This window comes from Paraburkholderia sp. BL17N1 (genome assembly GCF_003634175.1).
Taxonomy (GTDB): Bacteria; Pseudomonadota; Gammaproteobacteria; order Burkholderiales; family Burkholderiaceae; genus Paraburkholderia.
In genome coordinates this window covers 3,965,386-3,987,523 of sequence record NZ_RBIW01000001.1, presented here as the reverse complement: position 1 = coordinate 3,987,523, position 22,138 = coordinate 3,965,386, and the positions used below count along the sequence as shown (strand labels likewise).

Genomic DNA, 22,138 nt, shown 5'->3' with positions numbered 1-22,138 from the left:
TGCAAACTTTTGCTCAAATAAATTCTAGTTGAATTTCTTTCGTTCATGGATTAACGGCGCGATGCTTGCTGGGTTTTTTCGACGGTTGGCGCTTCTCAGAAGCTCCTTGCCTTGCGCGCAAGATCCATCGGGATCGCTGCAGTCGCGGTGCATGGATTGAATCTTTCGCATAAGTTGCGTAAGTTAGTTATGCGTTGGGTCATAACGTCCTCAAAAAACGCGCGTGCGTGTGACCGGACATTAAAACGGACTAGCGTCATTCGATCCAGCCGAACATGCGTTTTTGTTGACGCGTGATGCCGGCGTCTCGCTCAGCCCGGTTGATCGGCGACGCGGCCGGTTTCTCCGGACGCGTCGCCGATCACCGTCCGCGACGCGGCCCCGGTGCTACAGGTCGTCGCCGACGAATCGGCGGAGTAGGGGTTGTCCGGCTGCGCCTGCAACGCATCGCGAATCTCGCTAGACCACGCCTCACGCTCGCCGCGATATGCGTCGAGACCTGCAGCATAGAAACTTTGCAGCGCGCCGCGCAGCGCTAGCAGATGCGTGAACGTATCCGCGAAACTGTTTCGCCGCACCCACGCCGCATATTCGATGCGCGGCGCGATCCGCGGCCCATCCAGTTCGATCGACTGCATCGAACCATGCGTCCGACCGGGTGCAGGTCGACAAGGAGAAGGGCTGTTGCACAACCGAGGTGATTGAAGCGGCGCCACAACCGGGCGAGGATGCATGGCTGCGTAACTGGAACACGTCGGCCGCCGTGTTTCTGCAACAACGCTTTCAACAGGAATGCTTAGGGAAGTCGGGTCGCGCGCCGTGAAGCGATTTCTATCCGGCGTTGCAATGCTGGTTGCTTTATTCGCGGCTGCATCCGCGCCGGCCGATCCCGCGCCGCGCATCATGGCGCGCGCATCTCGAACGTTCAGCGTGTCGAGCGTGCGCTAACTCGCGCGTGGCAGCGCTGGTTGGCAAGCGACGCGCTCGCTTGGCGAAACTTCGCGGCGGCCGCGCGCAAAGGAGAGTGGCGGCAGACCATTCCGGCCTTGAATGCGTGGATAGACAGAGCAGGCGACTTCGGTCGTCCCGCGCGGTACCCGCTGGACTGCGGCTCGGACGCGGACCAAGCGCAAGAACGACAGCTTGCCGGGACCGCTGAACCGGTACCAGGCGGCCGTCGATTCCCACGCGCACAGTCGCGCGCTGCATCGTTTCTGGAACGATATGAACCGTCCCTTAAAGGCTCAGGATTACCCACTTCTTGCAAGCGAAAGGTTTCCTCTGCCCATTCGTCGCGTTTGAAGTCGAGCCAGCGTTGGGCCATGCGATGAAGGGCGCATTCGGCCGCGCGAAAATCGTCGATGTCAGCGGAGCTCAAGGAATCTGCAGAAACAAAAAACCCCGTAAGACGTTGATCTTACGGGGTTTCTCGAACTGCTTCGGCTTGCGCCGCAACTGCTAATGGTGCCCAGGAGAGGACTCGAACCTCCACGGTGTTGCCACCGCTAGGACCTGAACCTAGTGCGTCTACCAATTCCGCCACCTGGGCACGTCTTCAAGCTAGACCGCTATTTTAGCGTGGTGATTTAGCGTGTCAATCCCCACCTGCAAACTAACTCCGCTTCAATCAACCGCCCGGATATCGCTTGCAGTAAAGCGATTCTTCACCACTCGACAACCGTCCTGCCAACCACTCAATCCACCCAACAATCCGCGCTGTTAAACAGCGGCGTATCACCAGGCTTCACACAAAAAGTAAAGCCGCTCGTAAGCGGCTTTACTTTTGAATCTGGTGCCCAAGAGAGGACTCGAACCTCCACAGTGTTGCCACCGCTAGGACCTGAACCTAGTGCGTCTACCAATTTCGCCACCTGGGCAGATGATGAACAGCAAAGAACGCCATTATAGCGACAGATTAGAGACTGTCAAGCGTTTCTCAAAACTCGCTTAAACATCGTCGTGGCGAGCGTGCGCACGTCCGCGGACAACCGCCCGGCATCTATTGACAGGGCCGCTTGGCGCGCAAGACGGGTGTTAGAATGCCTCGCAGTAGTTCGTTGGCACGGTGCACACGCCCGTCGGACTCAGCCTTGAACGAGCCGGACCCGAGCAGTTTTTTTCTGTGCATTTGCAGGTGCAATTCAAGCGCAGCTGAAGCGCAACCGGAGCGCACTGTAATCGCTTCCCAAGCCGAGCCACATCGCGATCGACGTCCATGCAACGAGAAAAAATCATCGACAAGCCCTTGAGCAAATTTCCGTACCCGATTCCAAGCCGCGAGGAAATCCTCGGCGTCCTGCGCACGAGTGAAGCGCCGCTTGCCGCGAACGACATCGCCGAAGCCCTGTCGATCAAGCGCCAGGAGCGCGAAGGATTTTTCAAGCGCCTCGGCGCGATGGAGCGCGACGGCCAGATCCGGCTCGATCAGCGCAATCTCTATCAGCTGACTCATCCGTCGAACTTCGTCGCGGGCCGTGTGCAAGGCCATCGCGACGGCTACGGCTTTCTGATTCGCGACGACGGCCAGGACGACCTGTTCCTGCCCACCGCCGAAATGCAGAAGGTCATGCACAACGACCGCGTGCTCGCGCGCATTGTCGGCTATGACCGGCGCGGCCGTCCGGAAGGGCATATCGTCGAGGTCACGGATCGCGCCAACAAGCGCGTGATCGGCCGCCTGCTCAACGAGAACGGCGCGCTGATCGTCGCGCCCGAAGACAAGCGCATCGGCCATGACATTCTGATCCAGCAGAACACCAAGAAGGCCAAGGTCGGCCAGGTGGTGGTGGTCGAACTGACCGATTTCCCGAGCCGGCATTCGCAGCCGCTTGGCCGCGTGGTGGAAGTGCTCGGCGATATCGACGACCCCGGCATGGAAATCGAAATCGCGGTGCGCAAGTACGGCGTGCCGCACGAGTTCAGCCAGGCCGCGCTCGACGAAGCCGCGCGCCTGCCCGACGAAGTGCGTCCGGTCGACGCGCGTCATCGCATCGATCTGCGCGACGTGCCGCTCGTCACGATCGACGGCGAAGACGCCCGCGACTTCGACGACGCCGTGTACTGCGAGCCGGTTCAGGTCGGCCGTGGCGAAGGCTTCCGCCTGATCGTCGCGATCGCGGACGTCTCGCACTACGTGCACCCGAAGAGCGGGCTCGACGCCGACGCGATCGAACGCAGCACCTCGGTGTATTTCCCGCGCCGCGTGATTCCCATGCTGCCGGAGAAACTGTCGAACGGCTTGTGCTCGCTGAACCCGCACGTCGACCGTTGCGTGCTGGTGTGCGACATGATCATCACCGCGCGCGGCGAAGTGAAGGCCTATCAGTTCTATCCCGGCGTGATGCACTCGGCCGCGCGTCTGACCTACACGGAAGTCGCCGCGGTCCTGAAGAACACCAAGGGTCCGGAGGCCACGCGCCGCGCCGCCTTGCTGCCGCAACTGCAGAATCTGTACGGCGTCTATAAATCGCTGTTCGCAGCGCGCCAGAAACGCGGTGCGATCGACTTCGATACGACCGAGACGTATATCGTCTGCAATGCGCAGGGCAAGATCGAACAGATCATTCCGCGCACCCGCAACGACGCGCACAAGCTGATCGAGGAATGCATGCTGGCCGCGAACGTCTGCGCGGCCGACTTCCTCAAGCGCAACAAGCATCCGGGGCTGTTCCGCGTGCACGCCGGACCGACTGCGGAAAAGCTCGAAAATCTGCGCACGTTCCTGCGCGGCATGGGCCTCACGCTCGCCGGCGGCGACAAACCGCACGCGAGCGACTACGCCGCATTGATGGCGCAGATCCGCGAACGGCCCGACGCGCAGATGCTGCAAACCATGCTGCTGCGCTCCATGCAGCAGGCGGTTTATAGCCCGGACAACATCGGCCACTTCGGTCTCGCGTACGAGGCGTACGCGCACTTCACGAGCCCGATTCGCCGTTATCCCGATCTGCTCACGCACCGCGCGATCTACGCGATCCTGCAGGGCCGCAAGTATCAGCCCGAGCCGCCGCAAGGCGTCGAGTTGAACACGGCGCTCTCGCCGCGCGCTCGCGCCATGCAGCAAGCCGACGACGAAAAACGCGGCCGCGTGCGCGGCAACAACGTGGCCATCTGGGAAGAGCTCGGCCTGCATTGCTCGGCCAATGAACGCCGCGCCGACGAAGCCTCGCGCGACGTCGAAGCCTGGCTGAAGTGCTACTTCATGCGCGACAAGCTCGGCGAAGAGTACGGCGGCATGGTGAACGGCGTGACATCGTTCGGCATCTTCGTGCAGCTCGATTCGCTCTTTATCGAAGGCCTCGTGCACGTCACCGAACTCGGCTCGGACTACTTCCAGTACGACGAGATCAAGAACGAGTTGCGCGGCGAGCGCACCGGGATTCGTTATCGCCTGTCGGACCGCGTGCGGGTGCAGGTGAGCCGCGTCGATCTGGATGCACGCAAGATCGACTTCCGGCTCGTGCGCGACACGCCGATCAAGCCGCCTCTGGTGCGTGGGCCGTCGGCCGACAAATCGTCCGGTGAAAACGGTGGCGCGCGTGTGCGCGCGTTGCCGCCGGTGGAAGGTGGCGCGGCATCGCCGGGCGCGCGCCGCAAGAAGGCCGCGCCCGCGCAAACCGCGGCGGTCAAGGAAGCACGCGCGGCGCGCGGCGCGGCGAAGAAGCACGGCGCCGCGACCAAATCGGCACAGAAGCCGCAGGCGCGCAAGAAGCGCTGAAGCGGCCTGCTTGCTCAAACCGCGCGCATCGGGCACATAGCAACGTGCCGGTTGCGCGCGGTCTGCGTTTCATCGCCGTCAGGCATTCGAACACAGCAGCCGCGGCACCTGAATAGAAGCACGCAGGCTCGTATTCATCACAGTAGCGCGCGTCGAACGCGCGCTCAATCAAAGGTTGCATCAGTCATGGCACGTCTCAAGGTTTTATACGGTTTCCACGCAGTGACCGCACGTATGCGGCATGACGCGTCGACGGTCGAAGAGGTCTATTACGATGCGACGCGCAAAGACCGTCGCATGACCGAATTTCTGCACGCGGCGAAAGAAGCCGGCGTACGTCTGATCGCCGCCGACGAAACGCGTCTCTGGGGCCTCGCGCATACCGAGCGTCACCAGGGCGTGGTGGCGCGCGCGGGCGACATGCCGCTCGCGCAGAACCTGGCCGAACTGCTCGACGGCATCAACGGTTCGCCGCTGATTCTGGTGCTCGACGGCGTGACCGATCCGCACAATCTCGGCGCCTGCTTGCGCGTCGCCGACGCCGCCGGTGCGCACGCGGTGATCGCGCCACGCGACCGCGCGGTGGGCTTGAACGCGACGGCCGCGAAGGTGGCGAGCGGCGCGGCCGACACCGTGCCGTACATCACCGTGACGAATCTGGCGCGCGCGCTGCGCGAGTTGAAGGACGCCGGGGTGTGGGTCGTCGGCACGGCCGGCGAGGCCACCAAGAGCCTCTACGACACGGAGCTGGACGGTCCGGTCGCACTGGTGATGGGCGCCGAAGGCGAGGGCATGCGCCGCCTCACGCGCGACACCTGCGATGTGGTCATGCAGATTCCGATGGCGGGCACGGTGGAAAGCCTGAACGTGTCCGTGGCGAGCGGCGTGTGTCTGTTCGAAGCGGTGCGTCAACGGGCGGTGAAGAAGTAATCCCGACACCACCCGCGCTAGTCTGCCGCTCCGGTAAACTAGCGCTTTTTACTGCTCGCCTGCCTTTCCATGACTCAAGACGAACTCAAGCAACTGGTCGGCCAGGCCGCCGCCGACTACGTGACCGCCACCGTGCCCGAAGGCGCGGTGATCGGCGTCGGCACTGGCTCCACCGCGAACTGTTTCATCGACGCGCTGGCCGCCAACAAGGCGCGCTATCGCGGCGCGGTGTCGAGTTCGCTCGCCACCACCGCGCGCCTGCAAGCGCACGGCATCAAGGTGTTCGACCTCAACGAAATCGATTCGCTGCCGGTGTACGTGGACGGCGCCGACGAGATCGACCACAGCGGCGCGATGATTAAGGGCGGCGGCGGCGCGCTGACGCGCGAGAAAATCGTCGCGTCGGTGTCGGACGTGTTCGTGTGCATCGCCGACGCCAGCAAGCTGGTGGAGACGCTCGGCAATTTCCCGCTGCCGATCGAAGTGGTGCCGATGGCCCGTACGGCGATCGGCCGCCGCGTCACGGCGCTCGGCGGCGTGCCCGTGGTGCGCGTCACGAAGGAAGGCGTGCCGTTCATCACCGACAACGGCAACGAAATCATCGACGTCAAGGGTTTGCGTATCAGCGATCCGCGCACGCTGGAAATGCATGTCAACGCATGGCCGGGCGTGGTCACCGTGGGTCTGTTCGCCGGACGTGGCGCCAATCTGTGCCTGCTCGGCACGGACACCGGCGTCGAGACGATCGAGTACAGCAAGGGCTGAACAACGCTGACCGAACATCGCGCGCGGGCCTGGATCGACCGGCTCGCGCCTGAATGCATGACTCGCATCTACATCACTAGCGTATGCGGCTGCTGACTGCCCGCCGCATCCGCTGTCTATATCACCTCACTGAAAATTCCATTCGCGCATCGCCCAGCGCTTGCCCCACAAGACGTTGTGCCGACGTCATGACATCCCCCAGTTTGTAGGGAATGAACGAGTGCCGAAGCATCGATCGCCGGGCGCATTGGAAGGCGAAGTCATGGGATCCGCAGATTCGCAATAGGCGAACGGCGATGCCTATTATTCGCGAGCTGTCGCGCGTCGAATGTGGGCACGCGCACGCACAGCAAACGTCGCGCCACATACACTCGTTGCTAGGCACAAAAGGCGTCAATTAAAAAACGAGGGGATCATGAAAGTGGCGATCGTGCACGACTGGCTGGTCGCGCCGGGCGGCGCGGAGAGGGCGCTCGAGCAGATCATCGAATGCTTTCCCGACGCCGATCTATTCAGTCTCGTCGACTTCCTCGCAGACCGTAAGCCGCTACGCGGCAAGCCGGTGACGACTTCATTCATTCAACGACTGCCGTTCGCGCGACGCCACTATCGAGCTTATTTGCCCTTAATGACGCACGCCGTCGAACGCCTCGATCTGTCCGTCTACGATCTGATTATTACGAGTTCTCCTGCGCTCGCCAGGAGCGTGGCGGTCAGACCGGATCAGAGGCTTGTCAGTTTTGTGCATTCGTCGATGCGCTTCGCGTGGGATCTGCAACATCAGTCCCTACGCGAAGCGCATCTAATGCATGGGCCGAAGTCGTGGGCGGCGCGCATCTTACTTCACTATCTGCGCGGCCGGGAATCGCAACGGGCGAACGGCATCGACCGTTTGATCGCGGACTCGCATTTCGTTGCACGTCGTCTGATGAAAACCTGCCGTCTTGATGCGGCCGTGATTGCGCCGCCCGTCGACGTGCACCAATTCGAGCTGTGCGCGCGCAAGGAAGATTTCTATCTGACTGCTTCGCGGATGGTGCCGTACAAGCGCATCGATCTGATCGTCGAAACTTTCAATGCCACACCCCACCGTCGGCTGGTCGTGATCGGCGACGGTCCTGAGATGGCGTCGATTCGTGCCAAGGCCGGCCCCAATGTGACGATCCTCGGCGATCAGCCCTTCGAGGTGCTGAAGGACCATCTGCAACGCGCGCGAGCTTTCGTGTGCGCCGCCGAGGAAGACTTCGGCATCGTCGCGCTCGAAGCGCAGGCATGCGGCACGCCGGTCATCGCATTCGGCAAGGGCGGCGCGCTCGAAACCGTGGTGCCGATCGGCGAGGCGCATCCAACCGGCGTGTATTTCGAGCGCCAGACGGTGGTGTCGATGCTCGACGCGATCGATCGTTTCGAGCGGCAGCGCGACCAGATCACGCCGGCGGCATGTCGCGCGAACGCTGAACGCTTTTCGCCGGCGGCATTCCGGCGCGCGTTCATGGCCGAGGTCACGCGGACGATCGCAGCGGCGAGCCGGCGCAGAACAGCAGTGGGGGCCGCTGACATGGTCGAAGGTGACCACGTCAGGGGTCTTTGCATGTTGACGGGACGACGCTAGGCAGCAAGCGGGTGTCTCATTATTCACATATTGCGAAGTTAGCAAAATGCGAATAAAATGCTTTCGTCGTACTGCGGTAAGCAGCAAAATAGCCGTTCGGACTATGCCATCCGGCCGGCTATCGGTGTCGATCCGTCCCGTTTAGCCTTGCACGTAGAGCGCGCACATTCAGCGCGCGAACACGTGCGAGGAAATCCGATGCGGGTCATTTCAAAGAAAGCGTTGCTGGACTTCATAAAGAGACATCCGGGGGCGCGCAGTGCGCTATTGACGTGGTACTCACTGGCGCAGGCGTGCCTCGCGTATGGCTATAACGACCTGAAGCAGACGTTCGCCGGAGTGGACTACGTACCGCCTCAATACACGGTTTTCGACGTGGGCGGCAACCGGTTCCGGATCGTTGCGGCGATTCACTACAACAGGCAGTCGTTATTCGTTCGTCATGTACTGACGCACGCGGAATACGACCTTTGGACGAGGAAGAATCTAAACTCATGAATGCCGATCGCCTTCCGGGAGCTTTTCCCGACATCGCTCAAACGTGGGCCGCGCTGCAAACGCAGTTGCCGATCACGCCCATTCGCAACGAGCAGGATTACCAGACCATGGTGCGGCTCGCCAACTCGCTCGCTGATCATCTGAACGGCAACGAAGAGGATCCGCTCTCGGATCTGTTCGCGATCGTGACCGACCTGATCGAAAGCTGGGAAGCGCATAACGTGACGATTCCAAAAGCGGAGCCACGCGAGGTATTGCGGCATCTGCTGGAAACGCACGGACTGAAGCAGAAGGACCTGATAGGTATCGCGTCACCCACGGTGGTGAGCGATATTCTCGCGGGCCGCCGCGCCATCAGCAAGAAGGTGGCCAAGGCGCTGGCCGTGCGTTTTCATACCGACGTCAGCGCGTTTCTGTAAAAGGCGCGCAGCGCCGGCCCGGCGCCGTGCGGTACGCGGTGCTGGCCGGCAAGCTTCCCGTTGCTTACCTCGTCCATCCGACACCGAGCTGGCGGCATGTTTCAGGCCGTCGTCTTCGGTGCTTGCCGTATTGATGTCGCTGCTTTTTGCCGCGAGAAATCAGCTTCAGGCCGCGTGTTGCAGGTCGAGACGGATTGGGGCAATCAGAAAGCGTTACGGCCGACAAAGCCCTTGAAGATCGTGATGAACACGATCTTCATGTCGAACCAGAACGACCAGTTGTGAATGTAGAAGAGATCGAACTTGACGCGCGCTTCCATCTTTTCCACCTTGGTGGTGGCGCCGCGATAGCCGTTGACCTGCGCCCAGCCGGTGATACCTGGCTTGATCCGGTAGCGGTGCATGTAGCCGTACACCTGATCCTTGTAGAGGTCGTCGTGTTCCACTGCATGCGGACGCGGGCCGACCACGGACATCTGCCCGAGCAGCACATTGAGAAACTGCGGCAGTTCGTCCAGACTGGTGCGGCGCATGAAGCCGCCGAGCTTCGTGACGCGCGCGTCGTTGCGCGATGCCTGGGTGAGCTGGCCCTGCGCTTCATGATGCACGGTCATCGAGCGGAACTTGTAGATCGCGAACGGCTGGCCGTCCACGCCCTTGCGCGTCTGACGAAAGAACACCGGTCCCGGCGAGCCGAGCTTGATGCCGATCGCAAGTATCACGAAGAGCGGTGCGAGCGCGAGCAGCGCGGCCGCCGCGAACACGCGGTCAAAGATCAGCTTGGGCCACATCTGCGGCGATGAGAACGGCGTCGCGCTGAGATTAAGCGTCGGTAAACCGACGACGTCGACCAGCGCGTGATTGAAAAGCGAGAGGCTGCGTACATCAGGAATGAAGCGCAGATTCACGAAGTCATGCCGGAACATGCGCGTGAACCGGTAAATCGTATGTTCTTCTGACAGCGGCAACGCAAGCCACACTTCGTTCACGTGATCTTCACGCACCTTGGCGGCGAAGGCGTTCAGATCGGTCAGGACCGGCAGGCGGTTCAGACGCGCGCCGTACGTCTGAACCGTTTCCAAACCGGTGTGGCAGCTCGTATCGAGCATGCAGACCGGTTTGAAGCCGGCTTGCGGCGCATGTTCGAGATGGGCGAGCAGTGTGCGCGCGAAACCCGGTGCGCCGACGATCGCGACGGTGCGGGAATTCATCCCGCGACGCCGCACCATGCGCAGCACCGCATGCACGAGGCACTTTGTAGCGATAATCAGTGCGCCGGAAATCAGCGTCGAGTAACCGAACCACAAGCGCGACACCGCATCCATGCGATGCAGCGTGAACGCCAGCACGAGGGCGGTGAAGACCACCACCATCCACGCGGCCGCCACTCTCGCCAGCATCGAGGGCAGCGGTTTGCCGCGCCAGGTTTCATACACCCCGAAGCCGGGGAACAGCAACAGCAGGAGGACGCAGTTAAAGGCAATCAGAAGCCGTTCGGTGTCCGACAGCGGGATCGGCGTCGAGAACCGCATCCTGTGAGCGAGCAGCCCTCCCGCAATCACGAAGAGTACGTCGAGGAATCGCGCAGTATTCCTGAACATATTTGACTCTATACATTAGTCAGACGAACCAGAACTTTACTCGACGGTCTCAGCCTGACGCAGACGCGGCAGAAGGCGGTCGAATTCGCGCTTGACGAGGCCGTAGCATTCGCACGCGCGTGCTTCGAGTCCTTTACGGTCGAGCACCTTGATGTGGCCGCGGCTGTGATGGATCAGGCCTTCGTCGTGCAACTTGCCGGCCGCTTCGGTAATGCCTTCGCGGCGCACGCCCAGCATGTCGGCGATCAGCTGCTGGGTCACGGTCAGATCATTCGATGCCACGCGGTCCACTTCGATCAGCAGCCACCGGCACAGTTGCTTGTTGAGCGCGTGATGGCGGTTGCAGGCAGCCGTCTGCGCGACTTGCGTGAGCAGGGCGTGCATGTACAGCAGCATCAGGCGGCGCAGGAAGTCAGAGCGGGCGAATTGCTGCTTGAGTGCCTGTGCGCTCATGCGGTAAGCGAAGCCGGCGCATTGCACCTGCACGCGGTTCGGCATGGTCTCGCCGCCCGTGAGCACCGGCACGCCGGTCATGCCTTCGCGGCCGACCGCGGCGATTTCGACCGAGCTGCCGTCTTCCATCGTCGAGAGCATCGAGATGATGGCCGTGGTCGGGAAGTACACGTGATGAATCCGCTGACCGGAGTCGCACAGCAATTGCTCGGTGCGCAGATGAACCAGTTCGAGATGGGGAGCCAGCGCCTGCCATTCATGGGACGGCAATGCGCCGAGCAAATGGTTACCGTGCAAATCGGATTGAAGTGTCAACATGATCGGTCCTCGCGTGAAAGTCGCGCTCCGCGTGACTTTCTGTTTTTGATCCGATGCCCGCATCCCTTATGAACAGCGTGCTGCCTGGCTAGCAGCGCGGGATGAACAGGATCGGCCCCGTATTGGCCTTTGTCGTGCCGCCGCCGTTGTTGTGAATCTCTCTGCGGTGACGCGGTGTTGCGCTCTTCTATTAGCGAGGAGCGTGCCAGCGGGAGGCAAACCGAGGACTGGTGCGGGGTAACGCACTAAGGCTTAGCGCCGCGCGAAGGCAAACGGAGCTTTTTGTTTCATATCTGCACAACGTCCTCGCCGCCAGCGAGCGCTCCGCAGGCGCTGCCTGTTTTCCGCAAGTCCTTGATGGAATTGGGTTGGCGGGTTTTGTGAGGGGCTGGACGGCTCCTGTCTCAGCGCTGAATCGGCCCGTCGGTGTACGTTCTCACGCGGCGTCCGGGATGTGCCGGAATTGATTCAGATGTGTTCAACAGGCTTGGTACGGTGCCGCACGGATGATGATTTTGGCGAGTCAAAAGTCTGAGAAAAACCAACAGTGATTCTGCAGATCAGACAGGTGCGGGCGCGCTACGCGAGGTTTTATGCGCCTCGCGAAGGAGTAATTAGATCAGGGAGACGTTCAGCCGTAGAAGATGGCGGATATCGCATTGACCGCGCGGACTTCTCCTGCGGGCGACGCGTATGTTGCATCAGCTTTAACCGCGCCATTCGATGCCGATGCAACGAATCTCTCCTGCGGAGTGAACGGGATGAGCGGCACGATGCATGGCCGGTTCGGCGGCAGATGAAACCAGTCGCGCGCGGCCCTGTAGTGTGTGTCAACGATATGAACGAAGCGCACAAAACGCTTCGCTTCGATCACGAGTTGCCAGCTGTCGCCGTTGCGCTCGAGGGTCACCGTCATGCCCAGATCGTGGCGCTCGCTCACGCGCCGCTCGGGCAGATGAAACGCTTCCGCAACGATCCGGCCGCTCGTCTGTTCGCGCAGCGTGGCGATCGTCACGTCGTGCGCACGCGGCCCGAAGCGGTACGCATGGGTGAAATCGAAAAACTGGCCGAGGCATGCCGCCGCATTGAGACGTTGCACGCTGTGCGGCGCCAGTTCGACTTCACGGCTGGCGGAGGCGACCTTGACGCTGCCGTCACGCAGGCAAACGAGTTCCAGTTGCGCGCGCAGCGGCTGCGCACGTTCGTTCAGCAAATGGATATCGAGGCCGTTGAGGCCTTCGTCGGTGATGCTGGCCTGAATGGGTTGCAGCGCTTGCGCGAGCCCGTGCAGGGCGCTTTTAGGCCGTCCAGTGGCGTCGATCAAGCCCCAGCCCGCTCCGGGACGCAAGTCCTGAAGCTGCCAGACCAGCGCGCCGCCGCAGGTTGAACCGGCGCGGCGCCATTCGGCGAACACGTCGCCCATCAATTCAGCGACCACCGCGCGCGACAAGTCCAGATAACGCTCAGGGTCTTCGTAGCGCAAGCGTGCCGGTTCGACACCGTATAACGTCTGCAGATAATGGTCGCGCACGTCGTCGAAATCCCAGCCGGCGCCTGGGTCGCGCGGCACCGCGGCTTTCCAGCGCGGATCGTGCAGATGAATCGTGCCGAGCGCGCCATGCAGCGTGGCGTCGTCGGGCACGTTGGCGAAGGCGAGGCATTCGGCGGCGAAGCGCACCTGCGAGCGGCGCACGTCGTCGAGCGGACGCTGATAGGCGCCCACGCCGTAGTAGTGAGTGACGCCCTCATTAGTTGAAAACGGCCACACGCCCCCCGAAGGCGAGTTGGCGACATACGGCACGTCGGACCGTTCGCGCGCGGCGATGGCCGGCAGTTGTTCAGTAAAGAGTGGTTGCGCGCGCATCGAAGGCGGCAGGCCGAACATGGCCGCCTGCTGATCGACCTCGCTGCCGCCGCACAGCACCGCGAGCGAAGCGAAGCGCCGTGTGCGCGTTAAGAATTGCGTGGCTTCGCGCTCGATCGACGCGCTGAATGCGGCATCGTTCGGATAGTCGAAATTCGCCAGTGCGAAGTCTTGCCAGATGAGTATGCCGTATTCGTCGGCGAGCGCGTAAAACGCGTCGGACTCGTAGACCATCGTACCGCCCACGCGCAGCATGTTCATGCCCGCATCGCGGGCCAGCGTGAACGCGTGGCGCAGTTGCGCCTCGCTGCCAGCGAGCGTGACGAGGTCCGCGCTGGTCCAGCATGCGCCTCGGCAGAACACCGGCAAGCCATTAACGCGCAAGGTGAAGCCCATGCCGTCCGCGCCGTGGTCCACTTCAATCGTGCGGAAACCGACCGAACCCAATCCGTGAGATGTCGCGTGCCCGTCATCGAGCTGCAACGTCAATGGATATAAAGTGGGCTCGCCGTGCGTATGCGGCCACCAGCGCTCAGCGCCCGGCACGCGTACGCTGCCGGTCAGTGTATATGCATCACTCCATTGCAAAGACGAAACAGCGTCGCCGCATTTAAGCGAAGCGCGGCAGGCCGTGTCATCGTGCGGATGAACGAAACGTAGCGTGAGCGTAACAACGCCAGAAGCAAGGCCAGAAGCAACGCCAGAAGCAAGGGCGTCCTCGGTATCAAGCCGGCTCGACACGTCGACGGTATCGAAAGCGTGGGGCGCGTCGCTCAGCAGTTCGACAGGACGCCATGGGCCGACCGGCTGCACCGAAGGACACCAGCCGGGCATGTGACCGAGCAGCGTGGTGCGCACGTTGCGCAAGGTGGGCGGCGACACGAGCCGTGGCCGCCAGCGCGCGCGCGAACGTTTGGCCGTCAACGCCGGCGTGAGCGAGCGGAAGCACAGCGCGAGCGTCGCGCTGCCGTTTAGTTCGATGTCCAGATCGTGCGCGACGAACATCGAATCGGAATCGAGACGCTTCGCACCGTCGAGCCAGACTTCGGCGATGCTGGCGAGGCCATGCAGACGCAAACGACGGCGGCCGGTGCCTTCGAGCCTCACGCGATACCAGTGGTCGTCGAAGGCGAGCGGTGGTGGATGCGCGATGTCCAGCAGACCTGCGGCACGACGCGCGCTCGCGACGGTGCCGGGCACTTGCGCGGCGAGCCAGCCGTGCGCGGGCAAATCGGCGGGCGACGCGCACGCGCCTGCGGGCGTGCTGACGCACTGCCAGCCGGTGTCGAGGCGCAACGGCCAGAGCGTGTGCGATACGGCTGGCAATGCGCCATCGGCACCGGTTTGCGCGGCCTCGTCGGGCGCGGGCGCGAGCAGATCGCTTGCGCCGCCTTCATCAGGCACCAGGTCCATCGTCAGTACATCCACGGCAAGTCCCCGAGAAGTCCGCGAGGCCGCGCAAGGCCTGTTAGAGCACGAGCGCGGCGAGCGGCGGCAGCGTCTTTTCGTAAGCGCTTTCGATCACGTCAAAGCAGTCTTCGCACAGATCGCGGCGCCCGCGGGTAATCGCCCGCACGAGCCGGAACTGCATCACCATCGACTCCGACGCGATGCTCTGCGCCGCTGCGGGAATCGACGCCGGCACCTCGAAGCCTTGCGCGGAGAGCCACCTCAGATACTTCGAGAGAAACTCGAAGTTCGCGCCGAGCTGCCGCATCAGGTTGAACGAGTACGGGTGGAAGAACTTTTCGCCACGTTCGAGCAACGTCTCGAGATGCTCGGGAAAGGCGACACGCCACTGCGCAATCGGATTGCTGAGCGGCCGGCGGTGCAAGTGCGCGCGCAGCAATTCTGCCGACGCTTCGGCGAGCGCTGTGCCTTCCAGTGCAGGCCGCGACTGCTTGGCGAACTCCACATACGGAAACAGCAGATCGGCCTGCTGCTGGAATTGCGGCAGCTTGCGGAACACGCCGTCGTAGTCTTCGCCGTCGAGCAGGTGATAGCCCGTGTTATGGAAGTAGCCGAGACGGCGCGCGTCCGGATCGATGAAGTCGATGCCCACCGTGGTCTTCGGATGCTCGCGCCGGTACGACGTGGCGCGAGTATTCGGCAGGTAGTAGCCGTCCACTTCCACCAGCACGGTATGGCCGCGCAAGGTCTGCGCGAGCACGCGTGCTTCGAGCGAATCGTAGATGGCCAGTTCCTGAACCTGGGTACCGTAGAGCCGTTCGAGGTCTTCGAGCGGAAACTTGAAGAACGTGAACTGGTCGCCTTCGAAATCCTGCGTGACGGTAAAGCCGAACGCCGCGCGCGGCTCGAGTCCGAAGCCGTGCAGCAGTTCGATCCACAGATCGACGTAGCAGTTGGTCTCCTGCCATACGCGCTCGCCCTGATGCAGCGCATGCGGCGCATGCTCGCGCAAACGCGTCGCGGGAGCGGAAACCGCGCCCCCCGTGACGGGCTGATCGACGTGGCGGTTCAGCGGAAACGCGCCATTCGCGCCGTTTGGCACCGGTGTCAGAGACGGATTCATACGCGCTCTCCGGAACCTTGCTTCCTTTCGGCGGACACCGTTTGCATGGTCTCCATGCCATGCGCCACGCGCGCTTCGGTATCGCCCCACAGCAGCGCGCGCACGTCGTCCGGCCACGCGTTCACGTCGAGCCCATGATGACGGAATAGCGCGAGCGTGATCCGTTCCATGCCGAAACCGACGCAGCCCGTATGCGCGATCGTGCTGTCTTCGCACTGGATCTTCCAGATCGCGCCGAAGTGTTCCATGTGATAGTTGAAGGACAGGCAGGCGGTCTTGCCGAGCGGATCGGCGACCGGGATCAGCAGTTCGAACTTGAGCGCCTGGGCGCGCTGGCTATCGGCGACGATCTTGCCGCCGCGGCCGAAGAACGGGTCGTTGGCGAGATCGACTTCGACCGGCAATTGCAACAGATTGATGAGCAGCGAGCCGCGATCGATCCACATCTGCCGGAACGCCATAACCTGTTCCGCGTTGCCAAGGCGCACGTATTCGCGCTGGCGGAACATCTGCATGCGGCCCGGATCGAGCGACGGTTCGTGACGGAAGCAATACGACAGCACATCGATGGTTCGGCCGTTGGCGGGCAACGGACCGCGCCGCGCCATCACCGGATAGATCGGGTAGCAGGCGGCCGGCGTGAGCACCACACGGGTCGGTTTCTGCTGCGCCATCCAGTCGTCGGCGCGGTCGTCATCGCGTTCGGTCATGGCGTCGTCGAGCGCGCGCAACAGGCGCTGGTGGCCCATGTCGTTGCCGCAGAACGAGTGGATGGTGCCGGCCAGATTTGGGAAGCTCTTCAGATACTCGCTGTCTTCGAAGTCGGTGCGGCGCATGGCGGGCGGAAAGCGCAGTAGTTCGGGCTGCTGGTCCGCGCCCAGATGCGTGATCGCCACGTTCAGCCGGTCCACCACGTCTTCGAAAATCTGGCTGCGGCCATACAGGCCGTTTTCGCCGGTGTCGATCAACAGGCCCGCGGCCAGCAGTTCATCGCGAAAGCTCGGCGCTTCGGCTGCCTGAGTAGCCGCGGCAAGGGCGGCGGTATCGGTCATCGTGTTCATATCAGGCTCTCCCCGGGGCGGCAGGTCGTTGCGCGAGCAACAGGCTCGCGGTGTTCTGCGCGATGCGGTCGTTATTGATCATCAGCGGCGCCGAATGCAGGTCGCGCAAATGGCGCCCGACGCTGTACGGCGTGCCGTTCTTGTAGCCCGCCATGCCGCAGATCATCAGCACTTCGTGCACGACCTGCAGCGCGGTGGTGGAGATGCTCGTCTTCAGCGTGTTCATGTCGGAGGCGAAACCGAGCATGGCCGCGAGCGGCGCATCGGCTTGCGAGCCGCCGTTACGTGCGTGATGAGCGGTGCGCGCGGCCTCCAGCGCGACCGCGAGGCGCGCCTGCATCATCTGCAGCAGACCGACCGCTTCAGCGAGGCGCAAACCGGCCGGCGGAACCACGCCTGGCTTCGCACGCGCCTGGGCACGGAAGAACGCTTTCGCGCGATTCACCGCGTCGGCGGCCACGCCGGTCCAGACCGAGGCCCACAGCGTGTGCGAGACCGGCAGCATGGTTTGATCGGCGATCTCGGCGAATGGCGTTGGCAGGATCTGTTCGGCCAGACCCGTGGCGACGAGCCGGAAGCCCTCGCTGCAGGTGCCGCGCATTCCCATCGAATCCCAGCCGCCGCGCTTTTCCAGTTGCGTATCGGCGCGCAACGCGACGATCAGCAACTGGTCGGCGGCCGCCGATTCAGCGGTGCGGCGGGCGGTGACGAGAATGCCGTCGGCGTGCGCGCCATACGAAATCGTCGGTGCGAGCTTTTCGATGCGAAAGCGCGCACCGTCGAGTTCGACCGAGCACGCGCTGGTGCGCATATTGCCGCCGATGGTTTCCTCGGAAGTCGCCGATGCCAGCAGCCACTGCTGCTTGACCAGTTGCACGAGCAACTGTCGATGCCATACCGCATCGCTGCCATGCGCCTCGATACACGCCACCTGGATCTGGTGCATTGCATACACCATCGCGGTGGAGGCGCAGCCTTGCGCGAGCGTTTCGCAAATCGCGCCGACGTCGGCGAGCGACAGGCCGGCGCCGCCGAACTCGGCCGGCACCAACACTGAGAGCAGGCACTCGCGCTTGAGCGCCTCGAATGCTTCGCTCGGAAAGCGCGCCTCGCGGTCCACGGAGTCCGCGAACTGCGCGGCCACCGCCGCACAGCGTTGCGCGGCCGCGCGCCAGCCGGGCTCGGTTTCGACAGCGGTCAAGCCGAGCGACGTGTCGGCGCCTTCGGCCGCATTGTGCGCGTGCCTAGAGGCGGGCTCTGCCGCCGCATCCAGCAGCGGGGCGTTCATGCTGCCGCCTTCGCCTGTTGCAGCTCGGTGATTGCCGCGGCCATCGAATCGATGCTGGAGAACAGGCGCCGCGTCAACAGACGGTCCGGAATCTCAATGCCGAATTCGTCCTCGATTGCCAGCATCAGATGCACGGTCGCGAGTGAGGAGAGGCCTGCGGCGTAGAGGTCGGCGTCGTCGGCCAGCGTTTGCGCCGGGACGTCCAGGCGAGCGGATTCTGAAAGGATGCGGCGCAAGGCGTTCTTCATGATGTGGTCCCCTAGTTGTTCAACGTTCTCGGATGGTGCGGACATCGATCGCACGTGATCGTTTTTGTGTCCATTGTCACAACGCATGCCAGCGTGGTCCTTGTGCCGGGCGCGGCGCGTTCAGATTGACCGCGTGCGGTTACTGGCGGCGTGCCGTGATGCCGTGCCCCGACGTCCGTATTTAAGAATTGTCAAAGCCCAGCGTCAGTGCGATGGCGCACGGAAACGCGCGATTCACGGACGTACCGTGTAGCCATCACAACGGGCCAGCCCATGCAGCGAGGCCGTCAAAGCCGGCGCGCGGTGCTCGGCGTCGTTGAACTTATTGACTGCTGGGGAAGGCGATGAACTGGAAAACGCTGGAATTCGATCAGCTTTCGGCGCGCGAGTTGTATCTGGTCTTGCGTGCGCGCAGCGCGGTGTTCGTGGTCGAACAGTCGCACGTTTGTCTCGACGCCGATGGCCGGGACGAAAACGCGGTGCATGTGTTCGCGGTGGAGGACATGTCGCGGCCCATGCCGATTCTGGCCTACGCGCGCCTGCAACCCGGCGACGCGGAAGATCCGGAGATCACCATCGACAAGGTACTGACGAGCCCGCTGCGGCGCGGCGACGGCACCGCCGAACTATTGCTCGAACGCGTGCTGCAGGCGATTGTCGACCGTTGGCCGGGGCATGCCGTGCGTGTCAGCGCGCCGCTCGGTCTGCGAGGTTTCTACGAGCAATTCGGTTTTCGCAAGACAGAAGGGCCATATCTCGAACATGGCGTGCCCTTCATCGGCCTTACACGTCAGGTGCGCGGCAGTCAGCCGCTTTTCGGCGGACGGCGCCGTGAGCGCGACAGCGCGGTGCTTGTCAATACGTTCGAAATGCTGTGACCGGGTGGATGCTCCTCACGCCCGGCAGCGCCGACCTGTACGGCGTGCATTCGCTGTTGCGTCGGAGTCCGAGACAATGTGGCGGGACGTACATATCGATCATGCAGCGTTTGTTGTAATGGCTTGAAAGCGTTCGCGCAGGTTTCGTTTATTCGGGGAAGCGTAATGCATGCGCAAGGATTGTCCCAGCGCACATACGCCTAAGGGGAGCGTTTGTGAACAGTCAATCCAAATTGGATCGTGTCAACCGAGTCGCATGGAATTCGTCTGATGCCGAACGCGTGATGACTTTCGGTAAAACCTACTCCGACCCCGGCGAGCAGGCCGCATTCAATTGGCTCGCACCGCGTTGCGCGGGCCAGCCCTTACTCGATATCGGGATCGGCGCCGGCCGCACGATTCCGCTGATGACGGCCATCTCCGCCGACTATATCGGCGTCGACTACACCCAGAAACTGCTCGATCTCGCGAAGGCGCGCTATCCCGAACGCGACCTTCGGCATATGGACGCGCGCGACATGTCCGAGCTGCCTTCGGATCATTACGCGCTCGCCGAGTTCAGCTGGAATGGTATCGACTGCGTCGACTACGACGATCGCGTGAAGATTCTCGAAGAGATGTATCGCGTGGTGCGGCCCGGCGGGTATGTGCTGTTTTCGTCGCACAACCGCGGCGGCCCCGGCTATCGCGAGAATATCTGGCAACTGCTGCCGCAATTTTCGTTCAATCCGCTGAGACTCGGCTGGCGCACGCTGCGCTCCATGCGGCGCTTCCAGCTCGGCACGCTGAACTATCTGCGCAACGTGAAGCTGAATCATGACTACGGCGGCTACGCGGTGAAGACCGCCGCAGCTCACAACTTCGGCATTGTGATCGTCTATACGACGCTGCGGGAGCAGCGCCGGCAACTGGCGCAGGTCGGCTTGCAGATCGACGCCGTGTTCGGTAGTAGCGCGGGCGATCGCATTCCCGACGAAGTGGAAGAGAGCGATGCGTGGTGGTTTCACTTCATCGCGCACAAGCCGCTCGCCGCTTGCCGCTTCGACTGACGACGAGCACGGGACGAAAGCACGGCGGTAGTCGGAGTACGCAGTACGCACGACAACATAGAACAATGAACCGGGCCAGTTGGACCGGATAGGGGACCCGCACATGAATCGCATCGTAGAACCAGGCAATCCGCTTGCGTCGGTCGGGGGCGTCGACGAAACGGCCACGCGTTTATCCGTGCAGCCGGTGATTCTCGCACAGGGCTCGGGCACACGATCGTCGCCGTTATCGCGCGAACGCGATCCTAAACGCTCGGTCGACCTCACGGGCGACGCGTCGCGGCTCGAAACCACGCTGAGCCGTCTCGACGCGTCGTTCGCCGTCGCGCAACACACTACACCGTCATCCATCGCGCGATCCTTTGCGGCGCCGCTGGTGATCTGCTGCGAGGACCTGCATCAGCAAACGCGCGAATCCGGGGAGCGGCTCGCACGCTCGGGCCGGCCGGTGCGCATGGCGCTCGAACCGATGTCGCGCGATACCGCGCCCGCGCTCACCGTTGCAGCGCTCGCCGCGTGCGCGGCGGCGGTGGAGGGCGACGATCCGCTCATCGTCGCGCTGCCTGCTGATTACCTGATTGCCGATCAGGTTGCGTTCGGGGCGGCGCTCGCCGAGGCGTTCGAGCACGCGACGCGTGGCGCGATCGTCACGCTCGGCGTGCCGCCCAAGCGCGCGGAAACCGGCTACAGCTATATCCGTACGGGAATGGCGCTCGGCAAGCGGGGTGCGCGCGCCATCGAACGGCTGGCCGAAAAGCCCGATCCCGAACTGGCCGAGCGCTATGCCGCCTCCGGCAATTACTGGTGGAACAGCGGCATGGTCGTGGCGCGCGCGTCGGTGTGGCTCGCGGCCATCGCGCTCTGTCAGCCGGCGATCGCCGAGGCCTGCGCGGCCGCGTTCGAGCATGCCACGGTGGACGGCGACGGCACGCTGCATCTGTCTCGCGATGCGTGGGCCCTGTGTCCGTCCGCTTCGATCGACTGTGCGGTAATGGAGCGAATCGGCACCGACGCGCGGCTCGCAGGCGTCGCCGTGCCGTTCGTCGCGGGACACGCCGAAAAGAGCGCGCGGGATTCCGTGATGCGGGTCACGCGCGGCGAGGAATGCTTCATGCTCGCGCAGAAAAACCCGTCGGCATATGTTCCTCCCGGCATCGCGCATCGGCTCGAAAAGCTGGCCATGACGCCGCGAGAAATGATCGAGGTCCAATCAGGCGGCTACCCGGGTGAAGGCGACATCGTGCGTGTCGAAGACCCGTTCGGTCGCAATCTGGAGAGCGCTCATGCACGCAAAGCTGCATCACGCTGAGACGCCGCACCTCGTGCAGGCGTGTTTCGACGAGCGGCGTTTTCGTCACGCGTTGGGACGCTTCGCGACCGGCGTCGTGGTGATTTCGACCGGCAGCGGCGACGATCTGCATGCGATGACCGCCAACGCCTTCATGTCGGGTTCGCTCAAGCCGCCGCTGATCGTCGTCTCGGTCGGGCACCGGGCCCGCATGCACGAGCGTCTGATGGACAGCGCGCTGTTCGGCGTGAGCGTGTTGTCCGAGGCGCAGGAGCCGCATAGCCGCCACTTTGCCGGCGAGCCGCAGAGCCGGCTCGCGCCGCGCTTCGCGGCGGTCGAGGGGCTCCCGGACGTGGTGCTGCTCGAACACGCGGCGGCGCGTTTCGCCGCGCGCGTGGTGGACCGGCACCCTTGCGGCGACCATACGCTGTTCGTCGGCGAGGTGCTGGTGTTCTCGCTGGATGAACACGCGCCGCTGATCTTTTTCGGCGGGCGTTACGGATCGGTGGCGGCGCCGGAGTCGATGCGGCGATCGACGGCGGTGTCCACGCAGGACTCGCCGCCGCTCGCCGCGAGCGCCTCCTGATGCGCGCGTCGGCCGTCATTTCCCGCCAGT

18 protein-coding genes and 2 tRNA genes are annotated in these 22,138 nt (G+C 63.1%); 10 read left to right on the top strand and 10 right to left on the bottom strand.

What is annotated here, in order from left to right; genetic code table 11:
• Positions 1 to 311: 311 nt before the first annotated feature.
• The 3 genes from B0G82_RS18045 to B0G82_RS18035 form a co-directional block, all read right to left on the bottom strand.
• On the bottom strand, positions 312 to 638 hold the full coding sequence (locus B0G82_RS18045; protein ID WP_347237380.1) for a hypothetical protein: 327 nt from the start codon (positions 636 to 638) through the stop codon (positions 312 to 314).
• An 824-nt stretch (positions 639 to 1,462) separates the two neighbouring features.
• Positions 1,463 to 1,549: transfer RNA gene (locus tag B0G82_RS18040), tRNA-Leu, on the bottom strand.
• 241 nt (positions 1,550 to 1,790) lie between these two features.
• A tRNA-Leu gene (locus B0G82_RS18035) sits at positions 1,791 to 1,877 on the bottom strand.
• Positions 1,878 to 2,215: 338 nt separating this feature from the next.
• On the opposite strand from B0G82_RS18035, the gene rnr reads away from it, so the two are divergent.
• The 6 genes from rnr (at position 2,216) to B0G82_RS18005 (ending at position 8,941) form a co-directional block, all read left to right on the top strand.
• Complete coding sequence (gene rnr, locus B0G82_RS18030) at positions 2,216 to 4,717, top strand: ribonuclease R (RefSeq protein WP_121308287.1); 2,502 nt, start codon at positions 2,216 to 2,218, stop codon at positions 4,715 to 4,717.
• 186 nt (positions 4,718 to 4,903) lie between these two features.
• Positions 4,904 to 5,647 carry a 23S rRNA (guanosine(2251)-2'-O)-methyltransferase RlmB gene (rlmB, locus tag B0G82_RS18025; RefSeq protein WP_106283641.1) on the top strand — a complete coding sequence of 248 codons (744 nt, stop codon included), beginning with the start codon at positions 4,904 to 4,906 and terminating at the stop codon, positions 5,645 to 5,647.
• A gap of 69 nt (positions 5,648 to 5,716) precedes the next feature.
• Positions 5,717 to 6,412, top strand: coding sequence for a ribose-5-phosphate isomerase RpiA (gene rpiA / locus B0G82_RS18020; protein ID WP_121308285.1), 696 nt, complete (start codon positions 5,717 to 5,719; stop codon positions 6,410 to 6,412).
• A 415-nt stretch (positions 6,413 to 6,827) separates the two neighbouring features.
• On the top strand, positions 6,828 to 8,024 hold the full coding sequence (locus tag B0G82_RS18015) for a glycosyltransferase (RefSeq protein ID WP_121308283.1): 1,197 nt from the start codon (positions 6,828 to 6,830) through the stop codon (positions 8,022 to 8,024).
• A 57-nt stretch (positions 8,025 to 8,081) separates the two neighbouring features.
• Complete coding sequence (locus tag B0G82_RS18010; RefSeq protein ID WP_241974614.1) at positions 8,082 to 8,522, top strand: type II toxin-antitoxin system HigB family toxin; 441 nt, start codon at positions 8,082 to 8,084, stop codon at positions 8,520 to 8,522.
• Positions 8,519 to 8,941 carry a transcriptional regulator gene (locus tag B0G82_RS18005; RefSeq protein WP_106283637.1) on the top strand — a complete coding sequence of 141 codons (423 nt, stop codon included), beginning with the start codon at positions 8,519 to 8,521 and terminating at the stop codon, positions 8,939 to 8,941. The genes B0G82_RS18010 and B0G82_RS18005 overlap by 4 nt, the downstream gene beginning before the upstream one ends.
• Before the next feature lie 203 nt (positions 8,942 to 9,144).
• Here B0G82_RS18005 and B0G82_RS18000 read toward each other — a convergent pair whose 3' ends face one another.
• The 7 genes from B0G82_RS18000 to B0G82_RS17970 all read right to left on the bottom strand — a co-directional run bounded on the left by B0G82_RS18000 (position 9,145) and on the right by B0G82_RS17970 (position 18,307).
• Positions 9,145 to 10,542 (bottom strand): undecaprenyl-phosphate glucose phosphotransferase, encoded by a 1,398-nt coding sequence (locus B0G82_RS18000; RefSeq protein ID WP_121308281.1) that lies wholly within the window; start codon positions 10,540 to 10,542, stop codon positions 9,145 to 9,147.
• A gap of 36 nt (positions 10,543 to 10,578) precedes the next feature.
• The gene (locus B0G82_RS17995) at positions 10,579 to 11,313 is read right to left on the bottom strand and encodes a Crp/Fnr family transcriptional regulator (RefSeq protein ID WP_006048767.1); all 735 of its coding nucleotides are present in this window, start codon (positions 11,311 to 11,313) and stop codon (positions 10,579 to 10,581) included.
• A 631-nt stretch (positions 11,314 to 11,944) separates the two neighbouring features.
• On the bottom strand, positions 11,945 to 14,605 hold the full coding sequence (locus tag B0G82_RS17990; protein ID WP_199730103.1) for a glycoside hydrolase family 2 protein: 2,661 nt from the start codon (positions 14,603 to 14,605) through the stop codon (positions 11,945 to 11,947).
• A 40-nt stretch (positions 14,606 to 14,645) separates the two neighbouring features.
• A complete protein-coding gene (locus B0G82_RS17985; RefSeq protein WP_121308278.1) occupies positions 14,646 to 15,710 on the bottom strand; it encodes a DUF1839 family protein in 1,065 nt (354 codons plus the stop codon).
• Positions 15,707 to 16,771, bottom strand: a complete 1,065-nt coding sequence (locus B0G82_RS17980) for an amino acid--[acyl-carrier-protein] ligase (protein WP_121308276.1) — start codon at positions 16,769 to 16,771, stop codon at positions 15,707 to 15,709. Before B0G82_RS17980 ends, B0G82_RS17985 begins: the two co-directional genes overlap by 4 nt.
• Position 16,772: 1 nt before the next feature.
• On the bottom strand, positions 16,773 to 18,059 hold the full coding sequence (locus B0G82_RS17975) for an acyl-CoA dehydrogenase family protein (RefSeq protein ID WP_121308274.1): 1,287 nt from the start codon (positions 18,057 to 18,059) through the stop codon (positions 16,773 to 16,775).
• A complete protein-coding gene (locus B0G82_RS17970; protein ID WP_106283631.1) occupies positions 18,056 to 18,307 on the bottom strand; it encodes an acyl carrier protein in 252 nt (83 codons plus the stop codon). Before B0G82_RS17970 ends, B0G82_RS17975 begins: the two co-directional genes overlap by 4 nt.
• Positions 18,308 to 18,651: 344 nt before the next feature.
• Here B0G82_RS17970 and B0G82_RS17965 point away from each other — a divergent pair, with 344 nt between their 5' ends.
• From B0G82_RS17965 to B0G82_RS17950, 4 genes are all read left to right on the top strand, one after another.
• Positions 18,652 to 19,185 (top strand): GNAT family N-acetyltransferase, encoded by a 534-nt coding sequence (locus B0G82_RS17965; RefSeq protein WP_116141024.1) that lies wholly within the window; start codon positions 18,652 to 18,654, stop codon positions 19,183 to 19,185.
• Between the two features lie 215 nt (positions 19,186 to 19,400).
• Positions 19,401 to 20,234: a class I SAM-dependent methyltransferase gene (locus tag B0G82_RS17960; RefSeq protein WP_106283629.1), complete on the top strand. Its 834-nt coding sequence runs from the start codon at positions 19,401 to 19,403 to the stop codon at positions 20,232 to 20,234.
• Positions 20,235 to 20,337: 103 nt separating this feature from the next.
• Positions 20,338 to 21,543, top strand: a complete 1,206-nt coding sequence (locus tag B0G82_RS17955; protein WP_121308272.1) for a sugar phosphate nucleotidyltransferase — start codon at positions 20,338 to 20,340, stop codon at positions 21,541 to 21,543.
• Positions 21,518 to 22,108, top strand: coding sequence for a flavin reductase family protein (locus B0G82_RS17950; protein ID WP_121308270.1), 591 nt, complete (start codon positions 21,518 to 21,520; stop codon positions 22,106 to 22,108). The genes B0G82_RS17955 and B0G82_RS17950 overlap by 26 nt, the downstream gene beginning before the upstream one ends.
• The last annotated feature ends 30 nt before the right edge of the window (positions 22,109 to 22,138 follow it).

Excerpts from the sequence above, each read along its gene's own strand:
- B0G82_RS18045 (WP_347237380.1), bottom strand. The coding sequence starts at position 638 with ATGCAGTCGATCGAACTGGATGGGCCGCGGATCGCGCCGCGCATCGAA.
- B0G82_RS17995 (WP_006048767.1), bottom strand. The coding sequence starts at position 11,313 with ATGTTGACACTTCAATCCGATTTGCACGGTAACCATTTGCTCGGCGCA.
- B0G82_RS18005 (WP_106283637.1), top strand. The coding sequence starts at position 8,519 with ATGAATGCCGATCGCCTTCCGGGAGCTTTTCCCGACATCGCTCAAACG.
- rpiA (WP_121308285.1), top strand. The coding sequence starts at position 5,717 with ATGACTCAAGACGAACTCAAGCAACTGGTCGGCCAGGCCGCCGCCGAC.
- B0G82_RS18000 (WP_121308281.1), bottom strand. The coding sequence starts at position 10,542 with ATGTTCAGGAATACTGCGCGATTCCTCGACGTACTCTTCGTGATTGCG.
- B0G82_RS17950 (WP_121308270.1), top strand. The coding sequence starts at position 21,518 with ATGCACGCAAAGCTGCATCACGCTGAGACGCCGCACCTCGTGCAGGCG.
- B0G82_RS18015 (WP_121308283.1), top strand. The coding sequence starts at position 6,828 with ATGAAAGTGGCGATCGTGCACGACTGGCTGGTCGCGCCGGGCGGCGCG.
- rlmB (WP_106283641.1), top strand. The coding sequence starts at position 4,904 with ATGGCACGTCTCAAGGTTTTATACGGTTTCCACGCAGTGACCGCACGT.
- rnr (WP_121308287.1), top strand. The coding sequence starts at position 2,216 with ATGCAACGAGAAAAAATCATCGACAAGCCCTTGAGCAAATTTCCGTAC.
- B0G82_RS17970 (WP_106283631.1), bottom strand. The coding sequence starts at position 18,307 with ATGAAGAACGCCTTGCGCCGCATCCTTTCAGAATCCGCTCGCCTGGAC.
- B0G82_RS17965 (WP_116141024.1), top strand. The coding sequence starts at position 18,652 with ATGAACTGGAAAACGCTGGAATTCGATCAGCTTTCGGCGCGCGAGTTG.
- B0G82_RS17980 (WP_121308276.1), bottom strand. The coding sequence starts at position 16,771 with ATGAACACGATGACCGATACCGCCGCCCTTGCCGCGGCTACTCAGGCA.
- B0G82_RS18010 (WP_241974614.1), top strand. The coding sequence starts at position 8,082 with ATGCTTTCGTCGTACTGCGGTAAGCAGCAAAATAGCCGTTCGGACTAT.
- B0G82_RS17975 (WP_121308274.1), bottom strand. The coding sequence starts at position 18,059 with ATGAACGCCCCGCTGCTGGATGCGGCGGCAGAGCCCGCCTCTAGGCAC.
- B0G82_RS17985 (WP_121308278.1), bottom strand. The coding sequence starts at position 15,710 with ATGAATCCGTCTCTGACACCGGTGCCAAACGGCGCGAATGGCGCGTTT.
- B0G82_RS17955 (WP_121308272.1), top strand. The coding sequence starts at position 20,338 with ATGAATCGCATCGTAGAACCAGGCAATCCGCTTGCGTCGGTCGGGGGC.